Raw genomic sequence first — 17,826 nt, 5'->3', positions numbered from 1 at the left:
CATCGTTCTCGCCGGTAGCGGATCAAGAATACTTGACGGTATTAGATACCTTTCGGTTCTGATGCAATGCGACGCAGTGGATATCCAATATGGATGCGGGAATTGCGCAATACCGCACCACGTTTCCCCGCGATAGGGGAGAAAGTCACCGGGGCATACGGGGATACGGCAAGTCCGAGCTGGTGTGCTCGCTGATCGCCAGTGGCCGGCCGATCTGCGGGAAGGCGCGCTGGGCACAGTTGGGGCGCTCGCACACCTTGCAGCCCGCGCCGATGGGGACGGCCGCGGCCGGATCGTCCAGTTCCAGGCCGCGGGAGTACACCAGCCGGTCGGCGTACTCGATATCGCAGCCCAGTCCGATGGCGAATTCCTTACCGGCCGTTCCGAACCCGGTCGGTGTCGGCGTGGTGGTGCGGGCCACCCACAGATACCGGCGACCGTCCGGCATGGCCGCGATCTGACTGAGCATCCGGCCGGGCTGATTGAACGCCTCGTGCACCACCCACAGCGGGCAGCTGCCGCCGACCCGGGAGAAGTGGAAGGCGGTGGCGGACTGGCGTTTCGAGATATTGCCGGCCCGGTCGGTGCGGATCAGGAAGAACGGCACCCCGCGCTGCCCCTGCCGCTGCAGGGTGCTCAGGCGATGGCAGACCGTCTCGAAGCCGACCTCGAAACGCAGACTCAGCAGATCGATGTCGTAGTGCAGTTCCTCGGCCGAGCGCAGGAACTTGCCGTAGGGCAGGATGAGCGCGCCCGCGAAGTAGTTCGCCAGCCCGATGCGGGCCAGGGTGCGGGATTCGTCGGTGAGCGTGGGGCTTTCGTCCAGCACCTCGTCCAGCAACGCGCCGTGCAGCAGGAAGGCGAGCGTGGTGGCGATCTGGAAGGCGCGCTGTCCGGGGCGCAGCCGCCGGGCCAGGGTGAGGGTGCGCGACTCGGGTTCGTAGTGGCGCTTGGGGATGTTCGGATCGGCTCCGTCGCCGCGTACCAGCACGGTGACTCCGGCGCGTTCCTCGGCCACCCGGGCCAGCTGCCGGTCCAGTGAGCCGATGGTCAGCCCGCTCTCGTCGAACAGCCGCTCGGCCGCGAGATCCAGCTGGGCGATGTGATTGTGATGGTCGTAGAAGAAGTCGCGCACGTCCTCGTAGGGCATGGGGACCCCGGGTGCGCCGGTGGGGGTGGCCACCTTGGAGGACAAGAGGTCCAACTGGTCGGTCGCCGCGCGTAGTCGGCGGTGCATGGCCACAACGATTTTCGCGACCTCGGGCATGCGGGTGGCGAGGTCTTCGACCTCGGCCACCGGGGCGGCGTTCCCGCCCGCCGCCTCGACCAGGATCTCGTGTAGGTCCGACACCAGGCGGGCGTCGGAGTCCGCGGCGAAGAACTGGACATCAAGATCGAACGTCGAATTCAGCTTCAGCAGCACGGGAATGGTGAGCGGTCGTTGATCGCGCTCGAGCTGGTTGAGGTAGCTGGGGGACAGATCCAGGGATTTGGCCAAGGCCGCCTGGGTCATCCGCCGTTCCTCGCGCAACCGTCGTAGTCGGGCCCCCGCATACATCTTGCGCACGTGCAGGATGGTACCGATTCGGCTTCGCAAACATCGCAAATTGGGGAGACTCGCCAGGATTTCGCCCACCCTGCGTGCCACTTCATCGTGACGGCGGTGCTGCGTAGCATGCGAATTCGGTACTACGGGCGGTTTCTGAAGCGAGTCCCCATCGTACGACCAACCCGACGCCACCGAGGTGGAACGGCATCCGGAATGTGCCGCGATATCAGCGGGTTCATCCCAAAATCAGGTGAACCTGGAGTTCGCCGACCAGGAACCCGAGGACCGCGCCGATGGCGACCAGCTTCCATTCGTCCTGTTTGAAGGCCGGGCGCAGCAGGCCCTCGTATTCGTCGTCGGTCAGTTGTTTCGTCTTCTCGATCACCAGGTTGCGGACATCGAGGGCCTCCATGGCGTGCCGGTCGAAGCCGGAGTGTGCGGCGGCCTTGACGTGATCGAGCACGAAGGTGACGGCATCGCGTTCCAGGGCGGTGTAGCTGTCGCGGGCCACCATCAGCATGAGTGGGCGGGCGGGGCCGGTCTGCAACTCCAGGAAGTCGCTGACGTGGCGGCTGAGGATCGAGGCCAACCGGTCGGCTCGTTCCCCGTTGAGGACCGCTTCGAGAATGCGTGCCGGGGTGAGGATCTCGGTGGCGATGAGGTCGCCGTAGTCGGTGCAGACCTCCTCGCGGCGCTTGTGGAAGAGGCCCTGCCACTTGAACGGTCCGATACCGACCGGGCGGATCGGCCGGAAGATCATCTGCAGTGCCAGCCAGTCGGTGACCAACCCGGTGAAACCGCCGAAAGCGGGCATGAGCCAGGAGGAATGGGTCAGTGACCACGTGATCATCTGCACGAAGCCGAGCACCGTGCCGAAGATCAGGCCCGAGCGCACGATGAAGCGCAACTCGTTGCGGCCCACCCGCCGCACCATCTCCACCAGTAGCGACTTGTCGTCCACCAGCGCGCTGATGGCCATGCCGCGCAGGTCCATCACCTGGTCGATATTGGTGCGCAGGTCGTAGACGAGGTCCTCGATCAACTGCGGCAGATCCCGTTGCGCGCGTTCGATGATGGCGCGCTGCGCGGAATCGGGCATGTTCACCCACAGCCGGGGCTGATGTTTGAGCATCATGGCGCGGACCATGTAATCGACACCGGCGTCCAGGGGTTCGCGCAGGCGCGTGGTCAGTTCGGCGAGATCGATGCGGGCGATGATGTCCTGCGGATCGATGAGCTTGCCGAACATCAGGTCCACCGCGATGGTGGCCATCCGCGGCGCGGAGCGGGGGATCACGCCCTGCCAGCCCAGCCACGGTGGGATGCCCTTGAATTCGAGCGGATACATCAGCATCCGCACGGCCACGATCTTGGTGATCCAGCCGATCAGCGCGGCGACGACGGGTATCGAGCAGTAGAGCAGCCAGTGGTCGGCGAAGTCCGCGATCACGACGCGCTGCGCTCCTGCGTCCACGTGGTTGCCATGCCTGCTCCTCGGTGCGAGTATTCGTATTTCGGATGACGATTATTCGTATCGACGGCTCAGGCTAGGAGACCCGCGTGCCCGCTGGCAAGACCAGGTCGGTTCCGAGCTCGCCGCCGACGCAACGGGTCATCGCGATCGTGGAGTTACTGGCCGCCGCCTCCGGGCCGCGGACGTCGGCCGAGATCGCGGATCGGCTGGAGTTGAACCGGTCCACGGCGGGCGCGATCCTGGCCGCGCTCACCGAACGCGGCTGGGTGCGGCGGCTGCCCGATCTCAGTTACGAACTCGGCCCCGCGATCGCCACCCTGGGCCGGCGCGCGGCCGAGGCCGATGACGACCATGCTTGGCTGGAACGGGAATTGGAACACCTGGCCGACCGGGTCGACTGCGGTGCGGCGCTGACCACCATCACCCTCGATCACGTGGAATTCCTGGCGGTGACCCGCGACCGCTACACCGTCGGCATCGAATCCGGTGCGCGTATCCCGTTGCTGGCCCCCGCCGGGGCGGCGATCATCGCGCACTGGGGCACTGCCCGCCAACAGGATTGGCTCGAGACCCGCGGCCCCGAACGCCGCGATGAATACCGTGCCGTGCTGGCCGCGCTGCGCGCCACCGGCCATTGCGTCTGGAAGCTCGAATCCGACAGCCTCCCCAACCTGCGCGTGCTGTCCGAGGTCGCCGACCACCTCGCCGATCAGCCCGCCAGCAAGGAATTGCGCGGTCGCGTGCTGGCCCAGCTGGCCGCCATCGGCGGCAGTGCCTACGACCAGCGCACCCTCGACCGCAATGTCAGCCTGCCCATCAGCTATATCAGCGCACCTGTTTTCGACGCGGGCGGCCACGCGGTCATGGAGTTACAGATCGGCCCTCTCCGCGAGGACGTCACCCGCCCAGAACGCCACCACTACCTCACCGAACTCGCGGAAGCCGCCCGTCGCCTGGGCGCAGGCGTAGACGTCCACCGCCCCCGCCCCTTCTGAGCACTCCGCTGTCAGCCGACGCTGGGTTTATCCTCATCATCCGCCCCGAGCGCCCTCATTCCCAGCGTCGCCGCCGGCCGCCGCGGGCTACGTCGGTGACGACGTCGACTCCCATCGGCCCGTCGCTGAGCCGGTCAGTCCTACTCCCAGACCAGCGCCTGTGCGGCAATAACCGATGTGCCGTTGAAGGTGACGGCGGGTGAGCCGTGCAGGCGGTAGCCCTCGTCCAGGAGGGCGCTGATGCGCTGGCAGAAGGTCGCGTCGTCGGGGCCGGTGATCAGGCGGTAGCGCAGGGGCGCGGGATCGGTCATGGTGCCAGCCTAGGGTTCGCGGGGTTCGCGGATCCGGGCGGATTCGCTCGCCGAACTTCGCTGCTGCGAGCTGTTTTTCGAGGTCGGTGGCGTGCGTAGCGTGCGGAGGTATGAAGACGTATCCCGTTCGCGCACGCTCCTCGGCGGAGGAGTTCCCGCGTTCCGAGCATTTGGCCCTGCGGATCGCCGAGGTGGCGGTCGACCCGGTCGAGGTGTCGGCCGAAGTCACCGAGATGATCGTCAATCGGATCATCGACAATGCCGCGGTGGCGGCGGCTTCGGTGTTGCGGCGGTCGGTGACCACCGCGCGGCGGCAGGCGCAGGCGCATCCGTATTCGCCGGGGGCGACGGTCTTCGGATTGCCCGAGGTGCAGCGGTTCTCACCGGAGTGGGCGGCGTGGGCCAATGGGGTGGCGGTGCGGGAGTTGGACTTCCACGACACCTTCCTGGCTGCCGAGTACTCGCATCCGGGGGACAATATTCCGCCGATTCTGGCGGTGGCCCAGCATGCCGGGCGCAGTGGCTTGGAGTTGATTCGCGGGCTGGCGACGGGGTACGAGATTCAGATCGATCTGGTGCGGGGAATCTGCCTGCACGAGCACAAGATCGATCATGTCGCGCACCTGGGACCGTCGGCCGCGGCGGGGATCGGGACGCTGCTCGGGCTGGACGCCGAGACGATCTATCAGGCTGTCGGGCAGGCACTGCACACCACCACCGCGACGCGGCAGTCGCGTAAGGGAGAGATCTCCAGTTGGAAGGCGTTCGCGCCGGCCTTCGCGGGGAAGGCCGCCATCGAGGCGGTGGATCGGGCCATGCGCGGGGAGGGTGCGCCGGCGCCGATCTGGGAGGGGGCCGACGGGGTGATCGCCCGGCTGCTGGGCGGATTCGACGTGGAGTATCAGGTGCCGCTGCCCGGCCCGGGGGAGGCCAAGCGGGCGATCCTGGACAGCTACACCAAGGAGCACTCGGCCGAGTATCAGAGCCAGGCCCCGATCGACCTGGCGCGGCGGATGCGTTCGCGCATCGGCGATCTCGGGCAGATCGCGTCGATCGTGCTGCACACCAGTCATCACACGCATGTGGTGATCGGCAGCGGCTCGGGTGATCCGCAGAAGTACGACCCGACGGCGAGCCGCGAGACTCTCGACCACTCCGTTCCTTATATCTTCGCGGTCGCGTTGCAGGACGGCGGCTGGCATCACGAGCGCTCGTATGCGCCCGAACGGGCGCGCCGCGCCGACACGGTCGAACTGTGGCAGCGGATCACCACGGTCGAGGATCCGGAGTGGACTCGCCGCTATCACTCCACCGACCCTGCGGAGAAAGCGTTCGGCTGCCGTGCCGAGGTGACACTGCGCAGCGGCGAGACCATCGTCGACGAGCTGGCCGTCGCGGACGCGCATCCATTGGGGGCCAGGCCGTTCGGTCGCGCCCAATACCTCGAGAAGTTCCGCACACTGACCGACGGTGTGCTGGAACCCGCGGAGCAGGAACGATTCCTGGACGTCGCGCAGCGCACGCCGGAGTTGCAGGCGGGTGAGCTGGACCGGCTGACCTTCACCGTCAGCCCGGAGTTGCTGAACCGCGCTCCGGCCACCCGAGAGGGGATCTTCCGATGACCGGGCTCATGGTCGCAGCGGCGACGCCGGGGGACAAGCGGGCCGCATTGCGCGCCGGCTTGGCGAGTGGACGGATTCAGCGGTGGCCCGGTGCCTTGAATCCCTTGGTGGCCAAGCTTGTTCAGGACGTCGGGTTCGAGGGCGTGTACGTGTCCGGCGCGGTGGTGTCGGCCGAGCTCGGGCTGGCGGACATCGGACTGACCACGCTGAGCGAGGTGGTCGAACGGGGCCGGCAGATCGCACGGGTGACCGACCTGCCCGTGCTGATCGACGCCGATACCGGGTTCGGTGAGCCGATGAACGCCGCCCGCACGGTGACGCTGCTGGAGGAGGCCGGGCTGGCCGGATGTCATCTCGAAGACCAGGTGAATCCCAAGCGCTGCGGCCATTTGGACGGCAAGACGCTGGTCCCGGTCGAAGACATGGTGCGCCGGGTTCGAGCAGCGGTGGCCGCCCGCCGCGACCCCGGGTTCGTGGTCTGCGCCCGCACCGACGCCCGGGGCGTCGAAGGACTCGACGCGGCCGTCGACCGGGCCAAGGCGTACGCCGACGCGGGCGCGGACCTGATCTTCGTCGAAGCCCTCGCTGATGCCGGGGAGTTCGCGAAATTCCGTGCCGCCGTGGATATCCCGCTGCTGGCGAATATGACCGAGTTCGGCAAGTCCGAGCTGCTGTCGGCCGGGCAGCTGGAGTCGCTGGGCTACAACGCCGTCATCTACCCCGTCACCACCCTGCGCCTGGCCATGTACGCCATCGAGACCGGGCTGCGCGAAATTGCCGCCACCGGAACCCAATCCGGGCTGCTGGACCGTATGCAGCATCGGTCGCGGCTCTACGAACTGCTGAACTACCGCGGCTACAACGCCTTCGACACCGATATCTTCACTTACACCGTGAGCGAGTGATTCCCATGACCGAGATCAAGAAGGGCCTGGCCGGCGTGGTGGTCGATACCACCGCCATTTCCAAGGTGGTGCCCGAGACCAGCACCCTCACCTATCGCGGCTACGCCGTGCAGGATCTGGCCCGGCAGTGCGGTTTCGAAGAGGTCGCGCATCTGCTCTGGTACGGCGAACTCCCCGATCCCGTCGAACTGCGAACCCTGTGCGAACGTGAGCGGGCCCTGCGCCGCGCGGACCGCTCACTGCTGTCGCTCATCGCCCGCCTCCCTGAAACCTGCCACCCGATGGACGTGGTGCGCACCGTGGTCAGCTACCTCGGCGCGGAGGACCCCTTGGAGGATCGAGGCACCGGCCGGGATGACCTGCTGGCCAAGGCGTTACGCCTGACCGCCGTCCTCCCCACCGTGATCGCCGCCGACCTGCGCCGCCGCCGCGGCCTGGACCCCATCCCGCCCGACCCGTCGCGCGGCTTCGCGGAGAACTTCCTGCACATGTGCTTCGGCGAATCCGCCACCGCCCCGCACCTGGACCCGCGCCTGGTCCGCGCCTTCGAGATCTCCCTGATCCTCTACGCCGAGCACAGTTTCAACGCCTCCACCTTCGCCGCCCGCGTCGTCACCTCCACCGAATCCGACATGTACAGCGCGGTCACCGCCGCCATCGGCGCGCTGAAGGGCCGCCTGCACGGCGGCGCGAACGAGGCCGTCATGCACGACATGCTCGAGATCGGCGAACCCGACCAAGCACGAAAGTGGCTGCGGGAGCGCCTCTCCCGCAAGGAGAAGGTGATGGGCTTCGGCCACCGCGTCTACAAGGACGGCGACTCCCGAGTCCCCACCATGAAGGCCGCCCTCACCGACATCGCCGCCGTCACCCACGGCACCCAATGGCTCTCGATGTACACCGAACTCGAATCCGCCATGCTCGAATCCACCGGCATCAAACCCAATCTCGACTTCCCCACCGGCCCCGCCTACTACCTCCTCGGCTTCGACATCGACATGTTCACCCCCATCTTCGTCATGTCCCGAATCACCGGCTGGACCGCCCACATCCTCGAACAATCCGAATCCAACGCCCTCATCCGCCCGTTGTCGGAGTACGTCGGCGTCCCCCCACGCCGCCTAGGCGCCGCCTGACGGCGGCCGGATCCCGAACAGGGGCAGGCATTCCGGCAGCCCGGTCACCTCGACCGGCACACTCCGATGGGTTTCCCACCGTGCGCGGCTGAGCCGCAGCCGCCGGATCACCGCCGCCTTACCCCTGATCGCGTGCAGCGCGATGCCGTCCTGCTCGTACCCGAGTTTGCGTGAGACCCCATACGAGCCGACGTTGTCCTCGAACGCCCCCGAAGTCGCCGACTCCGCCCCGAGGTGCGCGAATGCCAACTCCAGCACCGCAGCCCGCATCTCCGTCCCGATGCCCTGCCCGTGATGAGCCAAGCCGAGCCAGGACCCGGTATTCACCTCCGCGCACACCGCGAAGTTCGTCGCGCCGAGTGACTGTGTCCCAACCAACTCCCCATCGTGCAGCACAACAAGATTCAGCGACCACTCCTCGGGCTGCCAGTCCGCCCAGCACTGCCAGTGAAACCGCAACACCCGCCGCGCCCGCTCCGCAGGCTCCACATCCGTCCACTCCGCGGTGAAAGGCTGCACATCCGGGCTATGCACCCCCGCCGCAGCCAACGCCCCGAGCGCCCCGAGATCCTCCAAGTCGGGCATCCGCAACTCCAACCGCGGCGTCCGCACCCGCAACCCCGCCACCGGCCAATACCTCATCAACGTCACGCCGCCATCATCACCCGAGCTTTCAAGATCAGGGTGTACTCAGCGCGGTGAACGGGACAAAATTCCGCGCTGAGTACACCCTGATCTTGGTCAGCACCGCGAGGGTGGGCGAGGCTGGCGGGCAAGGCATTCGGCGGCGGCGCGGGCTCGGGGGCAGGGGGGAGTGCAGGGGGCGTGGATCTTCAGGATGCCCTCGGCTCGGCGGGGGTCGTCGACGTGGGAGTTTTCGCAGAAGTCGTTGATCCAGGTCATGGGGGAACGGTGCGACACACGCGCGCAGTCGCGCGGCACGCGCAGAGAATCTGCGGAAATGGCGAGAACGCCCAGGGTGCATCTCATTCGAGGCATACCTTCTCTCCTGGGGTGAGAGAAGTTCGTTGACCTGATGAGAGGGCATGCGAATGGCTGAGAGGGAGTCGGAGGATACGGAGACCACGTTGCCGCGTCGGCAGCTCGGCAGGCTGCTACGGGAGGCGCGCTCGGCGACCGGGATGAATCTGGAGCGGGCCGCCGCTTTGGTGCAGTGGAGCAGGCCGACCTTGAGCCGCCTCGAACGGGGTGAGACCGAGAAGATCAGAGTCACCGACATTCTGGCGCTCTGTGAGGCGTATGGCGTGGACCGGAACACCTCGGCTGTGGCGCGAGGGCTGGCCGAACAAGTTCCCGCGAAGTCGTGGTGGCACGCCTACGGTGATCTGATCCCTGCGTGGGCCAACTTGTATGTCGGGTTGGAGTCCACAGCAACGACTTTGACGATCTTCCAATCCTTGATCATACACGGCCTGTTTCAGACGGCCGACTACACGCGGGCGCTCGACCGGATCTACTTTCCGGACGAAACCGTCGACGAACTCGAAAGGCGTGTGCGGGTTCGTATTCAGCGGCAGCACATCCTCACTCGCACTCACCAGGCGGCCTGTGTGTCGGTGGTGTTGCACGAGAATGTGCTGAGAACCGTTGTGGGGGACAATAAGCTGATGTCGGCACAGTGCAGGCACGTAGCGGATCTCAGCACTCGCGAGAACATCGACATCCGTGTGCTGCCTTTCCGTGCGGGCTTCCCCCTCGGAGCGGCGCTGCCACCGTTCACGATCATGGACTTCGACCACGTCGCCCCGGGCAAGAAGGTGCTGGACCCGTCGCAGGTCTACTGCGAGGGCTATGCCGGCAGCGCGTATCTCGAAAAGCGCACGGACATCCGCACGTTCAGACACGCGTTTCGGAAACTTCAGGAATCGAGCTTGGACCCTCGCTCGAGTCGCGACCTGCTGCGTGAGATAGCAAGGAGATACGAGAGTGAACGCTGACCTATCCCCGGCCCGCTGGTTCAAATCAAGCCACAGTCAGGGTGGATCCGACTGCGTCGAAGTCGCACACCTCGACGGTGGTCGGATCGCTGTGCGGGACTCGAAGAATCCCACTGGCCCGGCGTTGAGCTTCGCGCCTGGCGAGTGGGATGTGTTCATCGCAGGAGTGTCTGGTTCCTGACGGTCAGCGGAGGGCTTGGGCTGCCTGGACCATGTTGTGGAGGGAGGCTTCGACTTCGGCGGGGCCTCGGGTCTTCAGGCCGCAGTCGGGGTTGACCCAGAGGCGGTCTGCGGGGACGGCTTTCAGGGCCTCGCGGAGGGATTCGGTGATTTCGCGGGTGGAAGGGACTCGGGGGGAGTGGATGTCGTAGACGCCGGGGCCCACGCCCAGGGAGAAGCCTGCGGCGTTGAGGTCGTCGAGGACTTCCATGTGGGAGCGGGCGGCTTCGATGGAGGTGACGTCCGCGTCCAGGGCGGCGATGGCGTCGATTACCTCGCCGAATTCGGAGTAGCAGAGGTGGGTGTGGATTTGGGTGGCGTCGGAGACTCCTGAGGTGGAGAGGCGGAAGGCGGTGACCGACCAGGCCAGGTAGTCGGCCTTGGCGGTGGCGCGCAGGGGGAGGAGTTCGCGGAGGGCGGGCTCGTCGACCTGGATGATGCGGATGCCCGCTGCTTGCAGGTCGACGGTTTCGTCGCGGATGGCCAGGGCCACTTGGTCGGCGGTGGTGGCGAGGGGCTGGTCGTCGCGGACGAAGGACCAGGCCAGGATGGTGACGGGGCCGGTGAGCATGCCCTTGACCGGTTTGTCGGTCAGGGCTTGGGCGTAGGTGATCCAGTCGACCGTCATCGGTGCGGGGCGGGTGACGTCGCCGTAGAGGATGGGCGGGCGGACGCAGCGGCTGCCGTAGGACTGGACCCAGCCGTTGGCGGTGGTGAGGAAGCCGGTGAGCTGTTCGGCGAAGTATTGGACCATGTCATTGCGTTCCGGCTCACCGTGGACGAGCACATCGAGACCCAGCTTCTCCTGCAGGGCAATGACTTCCGCGATCTCGGTGCGCATGCGGTCGCGGTACTGCTCGGGGCTGATGGTTCCCTTGCGCAGGGCGGTGCGGTCGCGGCGGATGGCGTCGGTTTGCGGGTAGGAGCCGATGGTGGTGGTCGGCAGCGGGGGCAGGGGGAGGCGTTCGTGTTGCAGCGCACGGCGTTCCGCGGCGGGCGCGCGGCGGGTAGCCTCGGGTCCGAGGGCGGCCAGGCGGGCTCGGACGGTGTCGTCACGCAGGCGTGAATCCGTGCGACGCGAGTCCAGTGCCGCACGCGCGGTGGTCAATTCGTCGGTGACCGCGTCGGGCCCGGAGTGCAGGGCGGTGGCGAGCAGCCGTACCTCGGCCACTTTTTCCGCGCCGAAGGCCAGCCAGGATCGCACTGTCGGATCCAGTGCCGACTCGGCGTCGAGCGAATACGGCACGTGCAGTAGCGAACTGGAGCTCGACACCACCAGCGCCCCGGTGCCGCCCAGCAGGGTGCCCAGCGTGGCGAGCGCCCGATCCGGATCGTTGCGCCACACATTGCGGCCGTCGACGACCCCCGCGACCACCAGCTTGGCGGCCAGCGCGGGCACCGAGGTCACGTCCTCGACGGTGGTGCCGGACGTGAAATCCAAGGCCACGCCCTCGATATCGGTGGCGGCCAGCATCGGCAGCGCCGCACCCGGCCGACCGAAGTAGGTGGCCACCAGCAGGGCCGGACGATCCGTGCCCGCCGACAGCTCCGCGTACACGTGCTGCACCAGCGCCAGTTCCACCTCCGAGAGGTCGGTCACCAGCACCGGCTCGTCGATCTGCACCCACGCCGCGCCCGCTGCCGCCAAGCGCCGCAACAGCTCCCGATACAGTGGCAGCAGATCACTCAAGCGGCGCAGCGCATTGCCCTCGGTATCCTTGGCCAGCTTCAGGAAGGTGAGCGGGCCGATCACCACCGGCCGTGCCGGCACCCCGAGCGCCTGGGCCTCGGCCAGCTCCCCGAGCAGCTTCTCCGGGTGCAGACTGAATTCCGTGTCCGGGCCCAGTTCGGGAACCAGATAGTGGTAGTTGGTGTCGAACCATTTGGTCATCTCCAGCGGTTCGACCTCCGCCGTCCCGCGCGCCGCCGCGAAATACCGGTCCAGCGGATCGGCGATCCCGGCCACCCGGGGCGGCAGCGCGCCGAACAGGGCTGCGGTGTCGAGCATCTGGTCGTAGTAGGAGAAGGTGCCCACCGGCACCGAGTCGAGTCCGGCGGCGACCACATCGCGCAGTTGCGCCGCGCGGAGTTCACGCCCGACGGCGTGCAGCGCGTCGGCGTCGATCCGGCCCGCCCAATAGGATTCGACGGCCTGTTTGAGTTCCCGGCGCGGCCCGATCCTGGGCAGGCCGAGCACCGTCGCGGTGAAGGGGGAATTGCTGGTCACGGGTATTCTCCAGTGCTCCGAGTCCACTGGCCGTCGCCACAAGAGCGCACGAAACCCGGGCAGCCCACAACCGCCGTTGTCACGGCAGCGGGAAACCACCGGCCCGTCCGCCCAGTCCACGAGGCGATGACCGCCGGATACGGCGTACCCGGCACAGTAGGCAGGTCTTCGGACTCACAGGCACCGGCCCCGATGGGCCGACCTACTGGCCGTCGCTTCCCGGGCCTGCGCCCAGTGCTCATGACGGCGGTCGTTCCTGCATACCGCTGCGGGACAGTTCCGGATTCTCACCGGATTCCCTCTCACCGATTCACCTTGCGGAAGAACCGGTTTCGACGCAGGACGCGAGCCGAGACCGAGCCTCGACCGATGCGCCCGGCGAACCGACTGCGTTCGCGAGCATAGCGCGGCGCTGCGCACCGGCGATGATCGCGTCCATCACCCGGGCCATCAGGCGCGGGGCGGCACCGGCCAGCCAGCGCAGCAGCCGGGCACTGCGCGACGGCACCACGGTGGCGCGGCCCCGGGCCGCCCCGATCATCAACGCACGGGCGACCGTGGTCGCGGCGATCGGCGCGGAACCGCTGAGCGCCACCAGTTCCGCCGGTTTGGTGGCGGCCTCCGCCGAGAGCTGCGGCGTATCGACATCCGGTGGCAGCACCACCGTCACCGACACCCCGGCGGGCCGCAGTTCCTGGCGCAGCACCTCGCACAGCGCCCGCACCGCGAACTTGCTGGGGCTGTACGCGCCGTACCCGAAACAGGGCAGCACGCCGGCCATCGACGAGATGACGGTGATGCTGTCACGCTCCCCTTCCCGCAGATCGGGCAGCACGTCGCGGATCACATGCAACGCCCCGAAATAGTTGACCGCCATATGCTTTTCGAAGTCGGCGATCTCGAGCCGCGAGAAGTAGTTTGGCTTGGCGATCCCGGCGCACACGATCACCGCCTGCACCCGGCCGTATTGTGCGCGGGCGCGCTGCAGGGCCACCCGCATGTCCTCGGGCCGGGTCACATCGGCGGCGATCGCCGCCAACCGGCCCGACTCCTCCGGCACCCGGGCCGAAAGCGCCGCCAGCGCAGCGTCTTCGAGCGCGATCACGCTCACCAGCGCACCCGCCGCCAACGCCATCCGCGTCACCTCGAGCCCGATCCCGCTGCTGCCGCCGGTCACCACGACGTGGCGGCCCTCCCAATACTTCGCCACCTCGACCGGCAGCCCGTGCCCCCGCCCGTCACTCAGCCGGTACCGCGCCGAAAACCTGCCGCCGACTCGCAAACCCCGCATGACCGACTCCTTCCGTCCTGCCGTCCGGCCCTCCCGGATCTGCTATCGATCCTGTGCGGCGATCGACAAGGCGACGGCAGCGCTTCGGCAAAAGCGCGTAAGAATCCGCGAACGGCCGTTCAAAGCACCTTGACGATCGACGGGACGACGCGTTGGACCAAGGTGTCGGGGGAAGTGGCAGTCCAGGTTTGGAAGGCGTGGGCCGTGGACGGATCGTCGACGATGACGAGGCGGGCGTGCGTGAGCGAGGAGGACAGGAAGCTGCCGGGGAGACCGCGCAGGCCGCCGTTGCCCGCCTGTTTGTCGGTGCGGACGACAACGACCACGTCCACGTCGGGCACCAGGGCGTCGGTGGGGGAGAGTTGGCGGGGTGAGGCTTCGTCGGCCTTGGCCCGGTAGTCGGTGCTGTAGTGGAAGCCGATGTCCTGCAGAAACTTTCCCTGATCGCTGGTGTCGAGATCGGCGGACAGGGTGCCGTCGCCGAGGTTGAAGACCACGACGGTCTTGGTCTGGAAGGCCGGGTGGGCCGAGCGGACCTGGGACAGGGAATCGACCGGGGTGGTCGTGACGGCGGCCGGACCGCCGGTATTCGAGTGGTGGGTGGCGACGAAGACGGCCACGCCCGAAACGGCCAGCAGCACCACCACTGCCGCACCGAGGACTACTCGCAACACTCGGGTGGACCGTGAGCGGTCGGGCGCGCGGTTGACCAGCTCGGTCGGCGGCTCGTCCGCGAGAACCGCTGGGCCGAACGGCAATCGGCTCTGCAACGGCTGCGGTCCGGTCGCCGGCGATCCGCCCGCCAGCGCCAGCGCCGCGTCGGCGGTGAATTCTCGGCAGGTGGCGTAGCGCTGCGCCGGATCCTTCGCCAGCACCTTGGCGATCACGGCATCCAGCGCGGGCGGCAGGCCGGGGCGCAGGGTGCTCAGGGCGGGCGGCGGGTCCTGCAGATGCCCGAGCGTCGCCTGGGCCAGCGAGGTCACCGGGAACGGCGTCCGACCGGTGAGCAGTTTCACGAAAGCGCAACCGAGACTGTAGATATCGCCCCGATGATCCAGCGGCCCCGCCACCAGCCGCTCCGGCGCGGCATAGGCCAGCGTCGCCATCAGGCTGTCACCGGAAGTCAGTTCACGGTTGTCCGCGATCGAGGTCGCCACCCCGAAATCGGTGAGCAGCGCCCGTTCCTCGCCGTGCTCGGGATCGTCCTCGTCGCGGGTGAGCAGGAAGTTGGCGGGCTTCACGTCCCGGTGCAGCAGCCCGCGCCGATGCGCGTAATCGAGGGCCTTACCGACGTCGGTGATGATGCGCAGCGCCCGCTGCGGGAGCAGGCCACCGGGATGCTGCTTCAGCTCGACCGAGGCGTCGGTGCCCGGCACATACCGCATGGCGATCCACAGCCGCCCGTCCTCCTCGCCGCGCGCGTAGACGGTGACGATATTCGGATGATCCAGTTCCGCCGAGAGATTCGCCTCCCGCTCGAACCGGTTGCGATACACCTCATCGTGCGAAAGATCCGCGCTGAGCACCTTCAAGGCATCGAGCCGCCGCGGGAACATCGGATCCTGCACCAGGTACACGGTGCCCATCCCGCCGCTGCCGAGCACCCGGATCACCCGGTAGCCGCCCACAATGGTGCCGGGCCGCAACGGCATGCTGTCCCCTCCGACTGTCGATTGTCAGATGTGACCATAGGCCAGGAGCTCGTACTGTGCCGAAAGTCGTTGGCGCAGATCCTGGGACTGATCGGCGGTCACCTCGGCCATATACCGGTCGTAGGGCAGGTAGCAGAGGTATTTGCCGCCCAGCGCGTCATCGTCCTTGGCCTGTAGGCAGCGGGCGGTGGGGAGGCCCGGCGGCGGGTCGATGGGTTTGTAGCGGTCGAGCAGTTCATCGACGAAAGCTCCGGTGAGGCGCTGTGCGGCCGCGGCATCGCGGGCGCGGTACACCCCGCTCAAGGCATGCGCCACCAGATCGACTCCGGCACTGTCGAATGCGGCCTTGGTGGCGGCCGGGCGATCATCGGTGCTCAATGCCGCGTGCGGCGTATACAGTCCCTCGATCGCCCAGATCTGGCCCTGACCCGGTGCCAGCGTGCGGCTGAGCAGATCCTCGGGATCGGTGGCGAGCCCGGCGAGCTGGTCGATCGGCGTGGGCTGGAAGTCCTTCATCGAATCGATCGCCCGATCCAGCAGCTTCTTCGTCGCGTCGATCAGCGACCCGGGACCGTCGGGCACGGTGAGCGGGTCGGAGGCATAGACCCAGTAGAGGTAATTGCCCTGTGTGACAAACGTTTTCACCGAATCCAGGTTGGTGAGCCGGGACTTCGCGGCCGGATAGCCCGGCACAGTCACCGGCCCCTTGTCCGGATACTGCGGATTCTGGTCTCCCACCAGGTGATTCGCGGCCGAGACGGCCTGCTCCGGCTTGGCGAAACGCAGCACCGTGAGATCCAGCCCCAACCCCAGCGTCACATCCTGACGGTGCCGTCCGCCGGTCTGCCAACCGGCGATCAGGCCCGGCGTCCAGTCGGTGAACTTGTCGACGCCCAGCACCGGATAGTCCGGGGTGACGGCGTTCCCGCCGTGGCCGTACACCAGCCGATCGTCGACATCCATTGCCAGCGGCAGATGTTCGGCCATCCGGATCGACTCCTGCAGCAGATCTCCGACGGTGATGTCCGGCTGCTGACCGGTGATCTCCCGGGGCACCACCGGATAATTGCCCGGATCCAGTTGGGCCACATCGACGATCGCCACCTTGGGTGCCCGCGCGGCGGGCGGATGGTCGCCCGACCCGCACGCGGTCAGACCGATCACGCACGCCAGCACCAGGATCCGGCTGCACACTGATCTCGCTCGGGGGAGGCTCATGGCACGCTATCCGCTCTTGGCCAGCATCGAATACTGCGCCGCCACCCGCTGCGGGAACGACGACGGCTCCGCGCCGCTGAACTCCGCCTGCGCGCCGATCACCGCGACGTACCGGCCGACCACGACCGCGCAGAGAAAGATGTGCCGGCGAATCGGTTCCGGCTCGTCCAGCTGCAGGCAGGAGGCATCCACCAGGCCCGGCGGATTCGCCAGCAGATCGTCGTCGCGACCCGGCCGCGTCAGGGCCGCCTGTAATCCGAACGCCGCCGCCAGATCCCGGGTGCGATAGACGGTGGCGGCATTGCGGGCGACCACATCCACCCCGGCCGCGTCGAAGGCCTTGCGGACCGCGACCACATCCCGTTCGAAATGCAGCGCCCCGGCGGGACTGTAGAGCCCGCCCTGCGCGGAACCCCAGGAGTCGTGATCCTCGTCGGAGGCGTCGAACTTGTTGGGCAGGGTCAGCCGCAGCAGCCCGTCCGGATCGGCCGCCAGATCCGGGATGTCCTCCAACGGAGTCGGTTTCAGGTCCGTCATCCGGGTCAGCTGCGCCTGCAGCACCTCCTTCAAGCGGGCCGCGAGCGCGGTGGTATCGGCCTGCGGGATCACCACGTGCGTGACGATCACATACACGCCGTGCGCCGCGAACAACTGCCCGCGGTCATCGGTGACCGCCGAGGCTCGCGCATCCACACCGTCGAGCGGGATCGCATGCGACGCGGGCGTGACCAGCGTGTCGGCGAACCCGTTCGCGGCCGCCCGCGCCGCCTGCTCGGTCGGAAATCGCAGCAGCGCCAGCGTGATCTGCTTGCGGGCCCGGACGCTGTTGTTGGTGCGCCAGATGTACGCGCCCGCGATCAACCGGTTCGCCACCGCGACCGGCTGCCAGTTCTTCGGGAACGGCGCGTTCTTGCCGATGAAGTCGTCGGGATCACCGAAATTGCCGTCGGAGGTGTCCAGTGTGCGGGCCTCGCCCAGGGTGGTGATGTCCGGGTCGATCTCGTCGGGGCTGACCAGATAGGTGAGCATCCGCCGGGATTCGATGCGGTACGCGTCGGTTGCCGCACTGTAGAGCGGGTTGTAGTCGGTCGGGCCCGACGGGTACGGGCCCACCACGAGTTTCGACCAGTCCGGCGCGGTCATCCCCGGCCGCGCATGCCCCGCGATCGGGGCGGCCGCCCACACGATGAGCAGGGTCAGCGCCGCCGCCGTCGCCGCGAGCACCAGCAAACCGGCACGCAGTCGCCGGGATTCACGAATTCTCCGCAC

At 67.5% G+C, this 17,826-nt stretch carries 15 protein-coding genes and 1 riboswitch; of the genes, 6 read left to right on the top strand and 9 right to left on the bottom strand.

Features of this window, described 5'->3' with window-relative positions; genetic code table 11:
• Window positions 1-145: 145 nt before the first annotated feature.
• Together ACFXHA_RS36985 and ACFXHA_RS36980 are read right to left on the bottom strand one after the other, a co-directional pair.
• Window positions 146-1,567 carry a short-chain fatty acyl-CoA regulator family protein gene (locus ACFXHA_RS36985; protein ID WP_379364588.1) on the bottom strand — a complete coding sequence of 474 codons (1,422 nt, stop codon included), beginning with the start codon at window positions 1,565-1,567 and terminating at the stop codon, window positions 146-148.
• 217 nt (window positions 1,568-1,784) lie between these two features.
• On the bottom strand, window positions 1,785-3,023 hold the full coding sequence (locus ACFXHA_RS36980) for a DUF445 domain-containing protein (RefSeq protein ID WP_379364586.1): 1,239 nt from the start codon (window positions 3,021-3,023) through the stop codon (window positions 1,785-1,787).
• 86 nt (window positions 3,024-3,109) lie between these two features.
• Between ACFXHA_RS36980 and ACFXHA_RS36975 the strand changes: the two genes are divergently transcribed.
• Window positions 3,110-4,018: a helix-turn-helix domain-containing protein gene (locus ACFXHA_RS36975; protein WP_379364584.1), complete on the top strand. Its 909-nt coding sequence runs from the start codon at window positions 3,110-3,112 to the stop codon at window positions 4,016-4,018.
• A gap of 140 nt (window positions 4,019-4,158) precedes the next feature.
• Here the strand turns inward: ACFXHA_RS36975 and ACFXHA_RS36970 are convergent, their stop codons facing one another.
• Window positions 4,159-4,329: a DUF1737 domain-containing protein gene (locus ACFXHA_RS36970; protein WP_379364583.1), complete on the bottom strand. Its 171-nt coding sequence runs from the start codon at window positions 4,327-4,329 to the stop codon at window positions 4,159-4,161.
• A 110-nt stretch (window positions 4,330-4,439) separates the two neighbouring features.
• Here ACFXHA_RS36970 and ACFXHA_RS36965 point away from each other — a divergent pair, with 110 nt between their 5' ends.
• Genes ACFXHA_RS36965 through ACFXHA_RS36955 form a run of 3 tightly spaced genes read left to right on the top strand, consistent with a single transcriptional unit; the run spans window position 4,440 to window position 7,992 of the window.
• Window positions 4,440-5,951, top strand: a complete 1,512-nt coding sequence (locus tag ACFXHA_RS36965) for an MmgE/PrpD family protein (RefSeq protein ID WP_379364581.1) — start codon at window positions 4,440-4,442, stop codon at window positions 5,949-5,951.
• Window positions 5,948-6,856, top strand: a complete 909-nt coding sequence (gene prpB / locus ACFXHA_RS36960; RefSeq protein WP_379364579.1) for a methylisocitrate lyase — start codon at window positions 5,948-5,950, stop codon at window positions 6,854-6,856. The genes ACFXHA_RS36965 and prpB overlap by 4 nt, the downstream gene beginning before the upstream one ends.
• 5 nt (window positions 6,857-6,861) lie before the next feature.
• Window positions 6,862-7,992, top strand: coding sequence for a bifunctional 2-methylcitrate synthase/citrate synthase (locus ACFXHA_RS36955; RefSeq protein ID WP_379364578.1), 1,131 nt, complete (start codon window positions 6,862-6,864; stop codon window positions 7,990-7,992).
• On the opposite strand, the gene ACFXHA_RS36950 is transcribed toward ACFXHA_RS36955, so the two are convergent.
• A complete protein-coding gene (locus ACFXHA_RS36950; protein WP_379364831.1) occupies window positions 7,978-8,634 on the bottom strand; it encodes a GNAT family N-acetyltransferase in 657 nt (218 codons plus the stop codon). The two genes, ACFXHA_RS36955 and ACFXHA_RS36950, sit on opposite strands and share 15 nt — an antisense overlap.
• 404 nt (window positions 8,635-9,038) lie before the next feature.
• Between ACFXHA_RS36950 and ACFXHA_RS36945 the strand changes: the two genes are divergently transcribed.
• Window positions 9,039-9,950 carry a helix-turn-helix domain-containing protein gene (locus ACFXHA_RS36945; RefSeq protein WP_379364577.1) on the top strand — a complete coding sequence of 304 codons (912 nt, stop codon included), beginning with the start codon at window positions 9,039-9,041 and terminating at the stop codon, window positions 9,948-9,950.
• Window positions 9,940-10,131 (top strand): DUF397 domain-containing protein, encoded by a 192-nt coding sequence (locus ACFXHA_RS36940; RefSeq protein WP_379364575.1) that lies wholly within the window; start codon window positions 9,940-9,942, stop codon window positions 10,129-10,131. The genes ACFXHA_RS36945 and ACFXHA_RS36940 overlap by 11 nt, the downstream gene beginning before the upstream one ends.
• A gap of 3 nt (window positions 10,132-10,134) precedes the next feature.
• On the opposite strand, the gene metE is transcribed toward ACFXHA_RS36940, so the two are convergent.
• The 5 genes from metE to ACFXHA_RS36915 all read right to left on the bottom strand — a co-directional run bounded on the left by metE (window position 10,135) and on the right by ACFXHA_RS36915 (window position 17,826).
• Window positions 10,135-12,396: a 5-methyltetrahydropteroyltriglutamate--homocysteine S-methyltransferase gene (gene metE, locus ACFXHA_RS36935; RefSeq protein WP_379364573.1), complete on the bottom strand. Its 2,262-nt coding sequence runs from the start codon at window positions 12,394-12,396 to the stop codon at window positions 10,135-10,137.
• Between the two features lie 141 nt (window positions 12,397-12,537).
• Window positions 12,538-12,742, bottom strand: a riboswitch (cobalamin riboswitch).
• The gene (locus ACFXHA_RS36930; protein WP_379364571.1) at window positions 12,707-13,687 is read right to left on the bottom strand and encodes an SDR family NAD(P)-dependent oxidoreductase; all 981 of its coding nucleotides are present in this window, start codon (window positions 13,685-13,687) and stop codon (window positions 12,707-12,709) included. It overlaps the preceding riboswitch by 36 nt.
• A 119-nt stretch (window positions 13,688-13,806) precedes the next feature.
• The gene (locus tag ACFXHA_RS36925) at window positions 13,807-15,339 is read right to left on the bottom strand and encodes a serine/threonine-protein kinase (protein WP_379364569.1); all 1,533 of its coding nucleotides are present in this window, start codon (window positions 15,337-15,339) and stop codon (window positions 13,807-13,809) included.
• Window positions 15,340-15,363: 24 nt separating this feature from the next.
• Window positions 15,364-16,557: a hypothetical protein gene (locus ACFXHA_RS36920; RefSeq protein WP_379364567.1), complete on the bottom strand. Its 1,194-nt coding sequence runs from the start codon at window positions 16,555-16,557 to the stop codon at window positions 15,364-15,366.
• Window positions 16,558-16,563: 6 nt separating this feature from the next.
• Window positions 16,564-17,826, bottom strand: coding sequence for a hypothetical protein (locus tag ACFXHA_RS36915; RefSeq protein WP_379364565.1), 1,263 nt, complete (start codon window positions 17,824-17,826; stop codon window positions 16,564-16,566).

Source organism: Nocardia sp. NPDC059240, assembly GCF_042753865.1.
Taxonomy (GTDB): Bacteria; Actinomycetota; Actinomycetes; order Mycobacteriales; family Mycobacteriaceae; genus Nocardia.
Note: the sequence above shows the minus strand (reverse complement) of the source record. Positions and strands in the feature narration are given on the sequence as shown.

Bases quoted from the DNA above. Each gene is read 5' to 3' on its own strand.
- ACFXHA_RS36970 (WP_379364583.1), bottom strand. From the start codon at position 4,329: ATGACCGATCCCGCGCCCCTGCGCTACCGCCTGATCACCGGCCCCGAC.
- ACFXHA_RS36965 (WP_379364581.1), top strand. From the start codon at position 4,440: ATGAAGACGTATCCCGTTCGCGCACGCTCCTCGGCGGAGGAGTTCCCG.
- prpB (WP_379364579.1), top strand. From the start codon at position 5,948: ATGACCGGGCTCATGGTCGCAGCGGCGACGCCGGGGGACAAGCGGGCC.
- ACFXHA_RS36955 (WP_379364578.1), top strand. From the start codon at position 6,862: ATGACCGAGATCAAGAAGGGCCTGGCCGGCGTGGTGGTCGATACCACC.
- ACFXHA_RS36950 (WP_379364831.1), bottom strand. From the start codon at position 8,634: ATGAGGTATTGGCCGGTGGCGGGGTTGCGGGTGCGGACGCCGCGGTTG.
- ACFXHA_RS36945 (WP_379364577.1), top strand. From the start codon at position 9,039: ATGCGAATGGCTGAGAGGGAGTCGGAGGATACGGAGACCACGTTGCCG.
- ACFXHA_RS36930 (WP_379364571.1), bottom strand. From the start codon at position 13,687: ATGCGGGGTTTGCGAGTCGGCGGCAGGTTTTCGGCGCGGTACCGGCTG.
- ACFXHA_RS36925 (WP_379364569.1), bottom strand. From the start codon at position 15,339: ATGCCGTTGCGGCCCGGCACCATTGTGGGCGGCTACCGGGTGATCCGG.
- ACFXHA_RS36920 (WP_379364567.1), bottom strand. From the start codon at position 16,557: ATGAGCCTCCCCCGAGCGAGATCAGTGTGCAGCCGGATCCTGGTGCTG.